The 13377-nt window shown below is 27.9% G+C and carries 10 protein-coding genes; 8 read left to right on the top strand and 2 right to left on the bottom strand.

Annotated elements, in window-relative coordinates; translation table 11 throughout:
- Nucleotides 1–92: 92 nt before the first annotated feature.
- A complete protein-coding gene (locus ACYUET_RS17400) occupies nt 93–785 on the bottom strand; it encodes a 5'-methylthioadenosine/adenosylhomocysteine nucleosidase (protein WP_460281742.1) in 693 nt (230 codons plus the stop codon).
- Between the two features lie 361 nt (nt 786–1146).
- On the opposite strand from ACYUET_RS17400, the gene ACYUET_RS17395 reads away from it, so the two are divergent.
- From ACYUET_RS17395 to ACYUET_RS17360, 8 genes are all read left to right on the top strand, one after another.
- A complete protein-coding gene (locus ACYUET_RS17395; protein WP_460281740.1) occupies nt 1147–1905 on the top strand; it encodes a tRNA threonylcarbamoyladenosine dehydratase in 759 nt (252 codons plus the stop codon).
- Between the two features lie 978 nt (nt 1906–2883).
- Nucleotides 2884–3045 (top strand): carbon storage regulator, encoded by a 162-nt coding sequence (locus ACYUET_RS17390; RefSeq protein WP_460281738.1) that lies wholly within the window; start codon nt 2884–2886, stop codon nt 3043–3045.
- A 243-nt stretch (nt 3046–3288) separates the two neighbouring features.
- The gene (locus ACYUET_RS17385; protein ID WP_460281737.1) at nt 3289–5082 is read left to right on the top strand and encodes a flagellin N-terminal helical domain-containing protein; all 1794 of its coding nucleotides are present in this window, start codon (nt 3289–3291) and stop codon (nt 5080–5082) included.
- Nucleotides 5083–5492: 410 nt separating this feature from the next.
- A complete protein-coding gene (locus tag ACYUET_RS17380) occupies nt 5493–5822 on the top strand; it encodes a hypothetical protein (protein ID WP_460281735.1) in 330 nt (109 codons plus the stop codon).
- A gap of 672 nt (nt 5823–6494) precedes the next feature.
- The gene (locus ACYUET_RS17375; RefSeq protein ID WP_460281734.1) at nt 6495–6899 is read left to right on the top strand and encodes a universal stress protein; all 405 of its coding nucleotides are present in this window, start codon (nt 6495–6497) and stop codon (nt 6897–6899) included.
- A gap of 570 nt (nt 6900–7469) precedes the next feature.
- Nucleotides 7470–8417 carry a GNAT family N-acetyltransferase gene (locus ACYUET_RS17370; protein ID WP_460281732.1) on the top strand — a complete coding sequence of 316 codons (948 nt, stop codon included), beginning with the start codon at nt 7470–7472 and terminating at the stop codon, nt 8415–8417.
- A gap of 237 nt (nt 8418–8654) precedes the next feature.
- A complete protein-coding gene (locus tag ACYUET_RS17365) occupies nt 8655–9506 on the top strand; it encodes a BglG family transcription antiterminator (RefSeq protein ID WP_460281730.1) in 852 nt (283 codons plus the stop codon).
- A 246-nt stretch (nt 9507–9752) separates the two neighbouring features.
- Nucleotides 9753–11402, top strand: coding sequence for a PTS transporter subunit EIIC (locus tag ACYUET_RS17360; RefSeq protein ID WP_460281728.1), 1650 nt, complete (start codon nt 9753–9755; stop codon nt 11400–11402).
- Between the two features lie 463 nt (nt 11403–11865).
- Here ACYUET_RS17360 and ACYUET_RS17355 read toward each other — a convergent pair whose 3' ends face one another.
- Complete coding sequence (locus ACYUET_RS17355; RefSeq protein ID WP_219781033.1) at nt 11866–12366, bottom strand: PTS sugar transporter subunit IIA; 501 nt, start codon at nt 12364–12366, stop codon at nt 11866–11868.
- Nucleotides 12367–13377: the final 1011 nt, after the last annotated feature.

Here is a 13377-nt window from a genome sequence, read left to right as displayed (position 1 = left end):
CAATATCAACATTTACTTAAAAGATTAAAAAAATAGAGGGCTATCTAAAATTTATAAAAAGATTTTAGATAATCCTCTATTTTTAAAAAGAATTATAGAATTTCAATCATTTTATTTAATATTCTAGTTGAATTTTTAACTGCAATAGGAATAAATTTTTCATAATCTATATGAGCTCCATTGTTAGCATTATCAGATATAGATCTAATAACAACAAAAGGAATTGAATTTAAGTAACATACTTGAGCAATACTAGCTCCTTCCATTTCACAAGAAATAGCTCCAAATTCCTTTTCAAGCCATTGTATTTTTTCTAAATTTGCAACAAACTGATCTCCAGAAACAATTCTTCCTGTAAAGCTATTTAATTCAGTGATTTCTTCACAAGCTTTTTTTGCAGCAGCAACCATATCTTTATCACATTTGAAATCAAATGTATCAAGTCTTGGAATTTGACCAATTTTATCTCCAAATACTGAAGTATCCATATCATGTTGTACTAAATTTTCAGCAACAACAATATCACCAGGGTATATATCTTTACCTATTCCACCAGCAACACCAACATTTATTATTTTATCAACACCGTATTCAGAGATTAATATTTGTGTACATACAGCTGAATTTACTTTACCAATACCACAAACAACAGCTACAACATTCTTACCGGCTAAACTTCCTTTATGAAAAGTCATGTTAGCCTTTGTCTTTTTTTCTTCAAGTGATAAATCTTTTAATAATATTTCTAATTCTTCTGCCATAGCAGCAATTATTCCAATAGTCATGATCTTAAAAATCCTCCTAAGTAAAATTTGATATTATATTTACGCTATATTTTTAATATTATCCTAATGATAGTTTTAGATACATTAAAGAAAAGATTAGTTTAAAATACAGAATAAATTCAATATATAAATATAATTAATATTATAAATTAATGTTTATAATATTAATAGTCTCTTTAGGTACATTCACAAAAATAATAAGTTAATATACATCTCATCTTAAACTTGTTATTTTCTTTTATGTATCTTATAATGTTGATAAAAAAACTATGATATAATAATTTGAAATAAGCTTATGTTTTAAAAAGTTTAATTAAAATATAGATAAAATAATATACATATATATAGGAGGGAATTTTATATGCTACAACATTCCTTATCAAGAACAGAACTTTTAATTGGTAAAGATGGATTAGATAAATTAAGAAAAAGTAAGGTAGTTATTTTTGGTGTTGGTGGAGTAGGAAGTTTTACTGTTGAAGCATTAGCTAGAGCAGGTGTTGGGAACTTAGTATTAATAGATGATGATACTGTATGTTTAACTAATTTGAATAGACAAATACATGCTACGTACAATACTATAAGCAAATCTAAGGTTGAGGTAATGAAGGAAAGGATTCTTTCTATAAATAAGAATTGTAATGTAATTACTCATCAAGTATTTGTAACATTAGATAATATTAAAGAATTGATTCCAGATGATACTGATTATGTCGTTGATGCAATAGATACTGTTACTGCAAAGTTAGGTCTTGTGGAACATTGTTATAAGAATAATATAAAAATAATGAGTTCTATGGGTACTGGTAATAAATTAGATCCAACACAATTTAAAGTAACAGATGTATTTAAAACAAAAGTATGTCCTTTAGCAAAAGTTATGAGACATGAACTTCGTAAAAGGGGAATAGATAAATTAAAGGTAGTATATTCAGAAGAAATACCTAGAAAACCTCAAGTTGAAGATGTTGTTACTTGTAAAACTGGTTGTGTATGCACTGGAGGAACTAAAAAGTGTGCAGAAAAAAGACAAATACCAGGAAGTATCTCATTCGTACCACCAGTAGCTGGAATGATAATTGGTGGAGAAGTAATTAGAGACATTTTAGAGATTAAATAAATTATATTGATATTTAGATAAAGCTCACTGGACAGAATTGAAATAGGAAACTCGACTCATATACATTCGCTGAGTAAGTTCGAAAAACCAAATGTGAAATGCACTCTGTGAAAGTTCAAATAACCAAATATAAAATTTGGATTTTCACTTTTGCATTCTCACTTAATAACTCCAAAAATAAAGATTAGTCCAATTAATGCATGCTCCCAATCAAAGATTGATGACAAGCAATTAATTGTACAAATCTTCATTAGGAGATTATAAAAAACAAATTCCAATGCCAGTACGCACTTATCATAAATATCAATATATATAATATTTTCTCTATAAAAGTTTGAAGAATCAAATATAAAATTTGGATTCTCACTTTCGAATTCTAATTTGAGAAATTAAGGAACTTTAAGCAAAAAAATAGAGCTTGTATTACAAAAAAGTCTAGATATAGAGAATATTTTACAAAACATAGTATAAATATTCGGCTGAAACTGAGAAAATCCACAATATATTGAGGAGATATAAAAGTTATCCACAATATGTTGTGGATTTTGTGCATAAGTATAAATTGTTGTAGTTACTAAGTTTTCAATTAGAATTTTATTGAAAATTAACATAAATATGCTATAATTAGTAGTGAAAATTATATTTTATATAAAATTTTTACAAAAATATATATTTATGCTCTTACTTAGTAAAAAATTAAAAAAATTTTTAATTAACTATAAAGTAAATAATTGTTGTTACGATAATAAAAACATAGGATAATTCAGGAAGAATTTTATAGTCTCAGGAAGAGGCTTGTCTTTAAAAATAACAGGATGTTATTTTACTTTAAATATTAGCTTAAAAATTGTAAAGAATACAATAATAAAGCACTCAGGAGGAGCAAAAACCTTATTTAATTAGCAGGAAGCTAAGAAGGAATAAGGGATTGTTTCTCCTTTTTTTTATTTATATGACAAGCGTTAGGGGGACTGCTACGTGTTAGTATTAGGACGTAAACCAGGAGAATATATTGTAATAGACGATAAGATTAAGGTTGCAGTAATAAGAAGTGAAGAAGGAAATTTAAGACTTGCTATTGATGCACCAAGAGAAATTAAAGTTGTAAGAGGCGAAGTATACGAAAGTATAAATAAATAATGCTTTTCTATTTTATATAAAATTTAATAATTGTACAAGCTCAGGAGGAGCGATTTTCTTTAGAGATTAGCAGGAGGCTAATGTTCTAAAGAAAGTCGCTCCTTTTTTATTACAAAAAAATAAAAATAATCAGTTCCCCTAGTCTGAACTGAGTTAGCAATCCGTAAGGATTTCTATAAATACAAAAAATTAAATTACGGTGGAAAAGGATGTCCACTTTAAAATTCAAGGAGGTATTTTATTATGATAATCAATCACAATATGAACGCAATGAATGCTCACAGAATGATGATGGGAAATGTGACTAAATCAGGAAAGGCTATGGAAAAGTTATCTTCAGGTTTAAGAATTAATAGAGCTGGAGATGATGCAGCAGGTCTTGCAATCTCAGAAAAAATGAGAGGTCAAATTAGAGGATTAGACCAAGCTACAAGAAACTCACAAGATGGAATTTCTATGTTACAAACAGCTGAAGGTTCTTTAAATGAAACTCACTCAATTCTTCAAAGAATGAAAGAATTAGCAACTCAAGCATCTAATGATACAAATGTTGGAGTTGATAGAAAAGAAATACAAAAAGAAATGAACCAATTATCATCAGAAATAAACAGAATCGGTAATACTACTGAATTCAATACTAAGTCATTATTAAAAGGTGACGGACAAACTAATCTTAATAATACAGGATTAGTTACAGCTGGAAAATTAGCAAACGGAACAGATGCAACAACAACTGAAGCAGTTCAAAAGTCTACAATAGCAACAGCTGCAGTAGATAATGATACTTTAGCGTATACAATTAATGGACAAACTTTAACAATGACATTTTCAAAAAATACTACTATAGGAACTACTACTTCTAAACTAGATGCTTCAACAGTTACAGCTAATGCCGCTACTATTGGAACCAACTCAGGATCAGCAACTTCAGATGCAGCTGCTATTATTGATGCTATGAATGCAATGATAGAAAAAAATACTACTTTAAAGGGTAATTTTAAAGTAGTAGCTGGAGCAGCTGCAGGTGATTTCGAAATACAAGCTTTAAGTACAGGTGATTTTAAAGGTGCTGCAGGTAATATTTCAGCAGGAACAGCAGGAGCAACATCAGGAACAGCAACATTAAAAGTAACTGGAGCTGCTGATACAGGAGCTAATAATCCAGCAGGAGCTGCTAGTAAGGTAGTAAGTTTTAAAAATTTAACAGGTGCTGCAGGAGCTGACACAGATGTCAATATTAAAAAATTAGTTGGAACTGGAATGACTATTAATGGGCAACAAATTGAATTCTATAATTCAAATGATGGGGCTTATACAGGAAATGCTATAGGAGTTAATATAAGCACTGCTTTAGCAACAACTCAAACATCAGGTAAGGATGAAAAAGTTGAAGAACTTGTTAAAAATATAGCTCAACAAGTAGGTTCAAAAATTGATGGAGTTACATTACAACAAGGTGGTGCAACACACTTAAATGAGTTAAATATTAACGCTTCAGTAGCAGGAGCTGCAGGAAATAATATAGAAGTTTCAGATGGTGGAATACAAAAATCATTTGAAGCAACTCTACAAGTTGGAGCTAATCAAGGACAAGGATTCAAGATAGACATAAATGATATGAGAGCTGCAGCTTTATCAGTAACAGGAGTAGCAGGAAAAGATGCTACTGAAGGAGCTAAGTTTACAACTACAAATACTGTAACAAACGGAACAGATAGTACAACAAGAGAAGCTGCACTTGACGTTTCAGATTACAAGAATGCAACAGCAGCAATAAAAGTTATAAATAACGCAATTGAAAATGTATCAAGTGAAAGATCAAAACTTGGTGCATTCCAAAACAGATTAGAGCATACAATTAACAATTTAGGAACTTCATCAGAAAACTTACAATCAGCAGAATCAAGAGTTAGAGACGTAGATATGGCTAAAGAAATGATGAACTTCTCAAAGAACAACATACTTAGCCAAGCTTCACAAGCTATGCTTGCGCAAGCTAAATCACAACCAGAAGGAGTTCTTCAATTATTAAGATAAGCAGAGAGCCTAAATCTTTGATTTAGTGCGAATCGCTTACTCAGCGAGCAAAGCGAGTCGAGTTTCATTTTAAAGATTAAATTTTTAATTTAGTATTCGAACTTACTCAATGACCGTAGGAAGTCGAGTTTTATTTAAAATGATTTTAGTTTTAACTAAAATTGTGTGAGTCGCTTACTCAGTCAACTGAGTTTCCTTATAAAAACAGGCAAGGATTAATTGATAAACTTATTTTATTGAAATATTAATTAAGGAGTCAGGGTTAAAATCTCTGGCTTCTTTTTATAATATAGGAAAAATTGATAAAAAAATTATCACAATAACTCAATTCATTAAAATGATTATATTTCATTAAATTGGTTAATACTAACAATTAAAGTACTTAAATTATTAAATGGAGTTGTATAGCTATGGAAAAGAAAAAACTAACTTTGTACTCAGGACTAATATATCATTTAACAAGTAAATTCAACCGTAAAAATGATAGTTTTAGAGAAAAAGAGGAGATAAAACAAGAATTAAAGCAGGAACTTATGTGGGTGAAGTACAGACAGAGGATGTTAGATATCATAGAGGAAAAGCTATTTCAAATGAAACAACTAGCAGAGAAAGCTAAGGGAAAAAATATTAGTTCAGATGAATTGGAAGAACTGAATACCAAACTAAATAATTTAGCAGAACAGGTTAAAGCACTAGATGAAGAAAGTAGAAGAATAGAGGATATAAGAATATTAGAATAAGCATTCATGGCTAAATTAGTAGCTATGGGTGCTTTTTTATACTTTCTTAGAATATTGGTTTCTAAGAAAGTATAAATTATTTAGAAACTTAAGATACATAACTTATATAAAGAAGCGTATTAATTTATAAATAAAAATTAATGTATATGATAAAAAATTAGAAGGGATGTTTTCAATATGTCAGAAAGAAAAATTGTTAGGAAAATTTTGAAATAGATTAAAGAAATTATATTATTGAATAGTTCATTAGTAGCTTAGTGTTTGTAGCACTAGGCTTTTTTTATGTAAAAATTTCCATTAAGAGTTCTAAAAAGCAAATTCCAATGTAAGTTTGCTCTTATACTAAAATATCAACATTCAGTTAATACATAGTGGATTTTTAAAGTTTGAAAGGATGATAAAATCTAAGTTACGTAGATATTTTTTAATATAAATCCGCCCATAGCTGAATATATTTATAGTAACGATATATAAGGCACATTTCAAAAATAATAGATCTGTATGCTCGTATATTTTGCATCATACTGTGTCAGCAAATTTAGCTAATAGTTTTTTATTAAATGAACTTGTTTTCTTGTTAGACACATAATATACAACGCCTCTTTGGTTTACTATTTTATTTCATGTGCCTAAATATATATTGAGTTATCAGGGAAAAGGGGTTGCTTTACTATGAAAAAAATACTAGTACCAATTGATGGATCAGAAAGAAGTATGAAGTCTTTAGAATTTATAAAAGAACTATTTCCAAAGGATACAGTTGAAATAACAATAATGCATGTACAAGAATTAGTTTTTATGAATGGAATGATGATAATCAATGAATTTGAAAATGCTAAACAATTGGGGGAGAGAATAGTAGATATAGCATCAAAGCGAATGAAAGAATATTCACCTAAAACTTATTTGAGTTTTGGATATGCTGGAGAAGAAATTATAAAGAAATCGAGAGATGATGATACTGATATTATAGTAATGACAAAATCAACTAAAAGAGGATTAACTAAAATGATAGGATCAGTAGCAACTTTTGTTGTAAAGCATACTAAATGTATTGTTATGATTGTGCCTGAGTAATACTAAAATTATATAGTTTTTTAATTTATTGGATAATTATTATTGCAACATATAATAAAGATAAATTAACAAACAAGCTATTATTTATAAAGAAGATTACAATAGAAAAGTAGTTATAGGAATAAAAAATTTAGAAGAAGTAATAATTTGAAGTATTAGATTTTATATTAAAATAGTGAATATTAACAATGGAAAAGATTGTATAAAAATATTATAATAAATATATGATAGCACTTTCATTAATATGATGTAAGTGCTATTTTATATAGGAATAATCTCTACTTTATTTTGAATGAATAGTTTAGGCATAATCAAAAAAATAACAAGTCTATCTGACAAGCCTATTTTCCATTATAGGAAGCTCGACTCGCATAAGCTCGCTGAGTAAGCGATTCACACAAAATCATAGATTTTGGTTCTCTGCTCATCAGTAGATTTGCCTAATAGGCGAGCTATAAGATTAATCTATTTCTTTGCCTAATGGAAAAATAATTAGGGCATTTTGGACTCGTTATTTTCGTTTATATGCCTTATAATAAGTAATATTATATGAATTAGGAGAAACGATTGATGGAATCTAATTTTAAGGTAAAAATAGAAGCAAATAAATTATCACAAACAGAGTATATAATAAAAGATAAATCTGATATAACAATAGGAAGATTTTATATACTAGAGTTAGATAATTTAATTAAGAAATGTGATATAAAACTTAAATTTTATAAAACATATGAATATGAGCTACTTAAAGAATCATTAAATCTTATTCTTAAAGCTGTATTTAAGGATTTAAATATATTTAAGATTAATGTTAAAGCCACAGAGGGGATAGATGTTAATCCATTTCTAGATTTAGGTTTTACTTTAGAAGGTGTTTTTAGTCAAAATGAATATTATAATGGTGAATACTTAGATGAGCTATCATTTGGAATAACACGTATAGAATATAATAACAAGACTAAATTTTCATTTATAGAGTTACAAGGAGATAATATAGTATTAAGAAATTTAACTCCTGGTAATGCAGAAGACTTATTAGATTATTATATAAGGAATAAAGAGCATTTAGCACCATTTGAACCTACTAGGGATAATAATTTTTATACACTAGAATGTCAGAGAAACCTTTTAAATGAAAGCTATAGACAATTTTTAAATGGTTCTTGTATTGAAGTTGGGATTTTTAAAGACGATAAATTCATTGGAAAGTTAAAATTATCTAGTATAGTATGCGGGATTTTTAAAAGTGGTATTTTAGGCTATTCAATTGATAAAGCTGAAGAGGGTAAAGGGTATATGAAAGAGGCAGTGAATATGTTTCTTAAATATATTTTTGATGAGGAAGGACTTCATAGAATTGAAGCATCTGCATTAGTAGATAATGAAAGATCTAAGGGCGTGTTAAAGAAAAGTGGCTTCAAAGAATTGGGATTAAATGAAAAATACTTGCTAATAGATGGAAAATGGAAGGATCATTTAACGTATTATATTCTAAAAGAAGGATTTTATAGAAAATAACTTTGATTATGGCATATACAAGTCTTGTGTAAGTATGATAGAATTTTTATATGTGAAGAAATACTTATATTATTATAGATAATACAAATAATAATATGAGTGGTAGTATAAATAATGTTAACTTTAAGCTTATTATCGAATAACTAAAAACTTTATTTATAATTTAAAATAAATATATAGTTTGTATTAATTTAGAAATCATAATAAACTGTATAGATATTAGAAGGAGAAAAAAGGATGACGGTAATACTTAATAAAAATGAAGTAGTATCAAAGGTATTTAATAATAATATAGTTTTAGTTAATTCATCTGGAAAAGAAAAGATACTTTTTGCTAAAGGTATAGGCTTTGGTAAGAAAGCTGATGTAATTATACCTAAGGGTACAGAAGTAGATAAAGTATTTACTATAGAAAACAAACAAAATATAGAAAATCTTAACAATATAGTTAAAAAAATTAATGATGATTTCTTTGCAGTTTGTGAAGAAGCTATTTATGAAATATCTAAACAATTAGATGATGAATTAAATGAACACATACATGTTGGACTTATAGATCACTTATATTTTTCAGTTGAAAGATTAAAAAATAAAGAAGTAATTGAAAATCCATTTTTAGTTGAAACAGAAACTTTGTATCCTAAAGAGTTTGCATTAGCTAGAATAGTTGCTCAAAGAGTAGGAGAATATTCAAATGTAGAGATACCTGATGGTGAAGTAGCATTTATCGCACTTCATATACATTCGGCTCTAAATGATGGAAAGATTTCTAATACAATTAAAAATACATTTTTAAGCAGTACTATAGCTGAACATGTTGAAGATAGATTAGGCATAAAGATAGATAAAAAATCTTTAGATTATGCAAGATTTTGTACTCATATTAAATTTGCTATACAAAGAATAATGGATAATTCATGTATTCATAATGACTTATCTAAAGTAATTAAAAAGACGTATAGACATTCATATTCTATAGCAGAAGAAGTTTGTGAAATTATTGAAAATGAACTTAAGGTAAAAGTTAAGAGTGATGAGGTAGCATTTTTAACAATTCATATTGAAAGATTTAAAGGAACCACAAAATAAGAAATTAAACCTTTACAAATAGATGTTTTTATGTTATTATAAAACCATAAAATTAAGGTGTAACTGGTAATGCAGGCAAGACTTAATATAGGCAAAGAAAAATTTATTATTTATACAGGATTAATAATAAATTTTTCTGGGCTTATATCTAAGTCTTTTTTATTTTGAAATTTTTAAGTTGGCCGACTTAAATTAAATTAATTCCATTTATATTTTGGTTATTTATAAAGTAGGAGGAATAAGTTTATGCTTAAATATTTACAAAGAATAGGTAAAGCTATAATGTTACCAATTGCAGCATTACCTATAGCAGGAATATTACTTGGTCTTGGTGGTGCATTATTAGGAATAAAAGGATTAAGCAATCCACCATCTGTTTATCAACCATTAATAGCATTTATTAGTATACCATTTGTTACAGCACTATTAACTGTAATGAAAAATATAGGAGATATTATTTTTGGTAACTTACCATTATTATTTGCAGTAGGAGTTGCAGTAGGATTAGCTAACAAAGATAAAGGTACTGCAGCACTAGCATCAGTATTTGGATTTTTAGTAATGAATAAAGTTGTTTCAACATTACTTGGTTTAGGTGTAACTCAATTAGGAGTTCTTACACCAGATAACATTGGAAATTATGCAACTTATGTTACAACTAATTTAGGTATATTTACATTAAACATGTCAGTATTCGGCGGTATTATAACAGGTATAGTTACAGCAATATTACATAATAAATATCATGAAATTCAATTACCACAAATTATAGGATTCTTCTCAGGAGCAAGATTTGTTCCAATTATTACTTCAGTAGTAATGGCATTAGTGGGTGGCGTTTTAGCATTCGCATGGCCAGTTGTTCAAAATGGTATTGGACATATAGCAAACTTTGTTAGAGATGCAGGTCCTTTAGGAACATTCTTATTTGGAGTAATTGAAAGATCATTAATACCATTTGGTTTACACCATGTATTCTATACTCCATTCTGGTTTGGATCATTTGTTGATGCTCATGTATTAGTTAATGGATCATGGCAATCAATAGCAGGAGCTAATACTGGTTACTTTGCACAATTATCAAGTATGTCAGATTTAGTAGGTGCTTCACCAGAAACTATGTCTACAGTAGTTTCAGGTACAACAAGATTTATGGCAGGTAAATTCCCATTCATGATGTTTGGTTTACCAGCGGCAGCACTTGCAATGTATAAAACAGCAGCACCTAGTAAGAAAAAAGTTGTTGGATCATTATTATTCTCAGCAGCTGTTACAGCATTATTGACAGGTATAACTGAACCATTAGAATTTACATTCTTATTTGTTGCACCAGTTTTATATGGAATACACTGTTTATTAGCAGGTTTATCATTCTTCTTAATGGATATATTAAATGTATTCATAGGTATGACTTTCTCTGGTGGATTAATAGACTTCACATTATTTGGATTACTTCCAGCAGGAGCAGGAGTTCCAACTAACTGGATAAAACTTATAATTGTTGGAATAATCTATGCAGTTGTTTACTACTTCGTATTCTTATTTGTTATTAAGAAGTTCAACTTAAAAACACCTGGTAGAGACGAAGATGAAGAAGAAACTAAATTATACACTAAGGCTGATTTCCAAGCAAAAGGTGGCGCAAAAGGTGAAATAGCTGAAAAAGCACCAGCTGTACTTGAAGCTTTAGGTGGAGAAACAAATATAGTAAGTGTTGATGCTTGTATAACAAGACTTAGAGTTGAAGTTAAAGACAAATCTAAGGTAAATAAACCAGAATTAAAAGCATTAGGTGCTTCTGGTGTTATGGAAGTAGGTAACGGAATACAAGCTATATTCGGTGTTAAAGCAGACGGATATAAAAATGCAATTAACGATATCTTAGGTAATAAATAAAGATTTATAAAAAATTTAGAAAAAAGTGAGCTATTTGTAGCTCACTTTTTTTGTTTATTCAAGATAGCTCATGTAAAAATAGAATCATTAAAGTTATATATATTGCTGTAATATGATTTCTACAATCAAATATAAAATTTAAATAAATGTAGAATTTAAATTGCAATATATACAGCATATAAAAAATAATGATTCTATAGTAAGTAACTTTATATATCTTTATCTTACTTAATAAATGTTTGTGACTTTTTTAATTTTAGTCTTGTGTATGAATCGTATTTAAATAGATAGTATTTATAATAGTTCTATATTCATGGATAATAATTTCTAAGTAAAGAGTTAAAAATAAGTGTTATCTATTACCAAGAAGGTTGTTTATTTAAAACATGTCTAAAAAATAAAATGACTCAAAATGATATTAATATCATTTTGAGCCACATCACATATACTAATCGTCTATATATTAGATTGTATATTCTAATACTGTAGTATCTCCAGCTGTAGTATCTATATTTTCCACAGGTTTGATTGAAGAAAGTATATCAGGGTTTGTTATTAAAACAGGAGTTGTTAAAGAAAGACCTTTTCCAGTAATAAAATCTCTATTAATTTTAATTATAGGAGTTCCAGCCTTAACCTTAGTTCCTTGTTCCGCTAATTGTTCAAATCCTTCTCCACCTAGTGAAACAGTATCAATACCTATATGAACTAAAAGTTCTACACCATTTTCTAATGTAAGTGCAAAAGCATGTTTTGTATTAAATACTAAAGTTAATTCTCCATCAGCAGGTGCAACAACAATATCATCAGTAGGGTTAATTGCTAGGCCATCACCAGCCATTTTTTGAGCAAAAACAGGATCTGGTACTTCAGATAGAGGTATTGTTTTACCAGTTATAGGTGCTATTAATTTACAATCATTATTTTTAGGTTCAACTTTTTTCTTTTTTAAAAATCCAAACATAGTTTATATCCTGTCTAAACAGGATAATTCACATCCTTTCTTTCTATATACAAATTATTAAGTTGTTTACTGATCTTAAATCAAAAACTTTAAGAATAGTTTCTATTCTAAAATATAAAAAAAGGCATAAGCTTTTCAAATAAAACTTATGCCTGATTTAACAGTAACACGTATAACAATATTATATAGTCGATATATTTCGCTGTCAATAATGTTATAGCAGTTATTTAATTGTTATCATAAATAAAATGAAAATTTTCAATCAAGCTGACGCCTATAATCAATATATTATGAAAAAATAGTGGGTATTAATTATATTTTCAACTAAATTTTTAATATAGTCAGTATCAATTATAGTTTAGGAGTTTTGATTTTAGACATATTCAAAAAATAATAGACCAGTATTCTCGTCCATTTTGTGTTATACTGCGTCAGCAAATTTAGATAATAGTTCGCTATTAATTGAATAACTTGTTTCCTTGTCTAATATAGAATATATAATTTCTCTTTGGTATATTATTTGATTTCATGCATCTTATTTAAGATAAAGGGTAAGTTAAAAGTTAGAATTTTAGTATTCAATATAGTGTTTTTGAAGAGAAATTTAAAAATATAATTGCCTTTATAAGTTATAAACCGGTAATTATAAAGGATACTAAGCCTAGTGTATCAATAGCAATATTATCAAGGAAAAAAGAGGAAAATATAGAATTTAGAGTTTAAACTTAAAAAATCATATAAAAATAAAGAATTATAAGTTAAGTATATGATAAGATAAAACACGTCGCTGAGACAGAAATAACTTAGAAAAAACTTCTGAAAAACAGAGTTTAAAATTTCTTAAAAAAAGTTGTTGACACTGAAAAAAACAAGTGATATACTGAGTAAGTCGCTTGAGGGCGACAAGTTAAAACAAAAGCTGACAACGAGAGTTGAAGCGAAAGAAAATGGTCTTTGAAAATTGAACAGAATATATAAAATACATTTAAGTAAACCAGCAATTCTTTTTGA

This window comes from Clostridium sp. CTA-5, assembly GCF_054768135.1.
The sequence above is the reverse complement of the archived record's forward strand: the minus strand, read 5'-3'. Positions and strand labels throughout refer to the sequence as shown.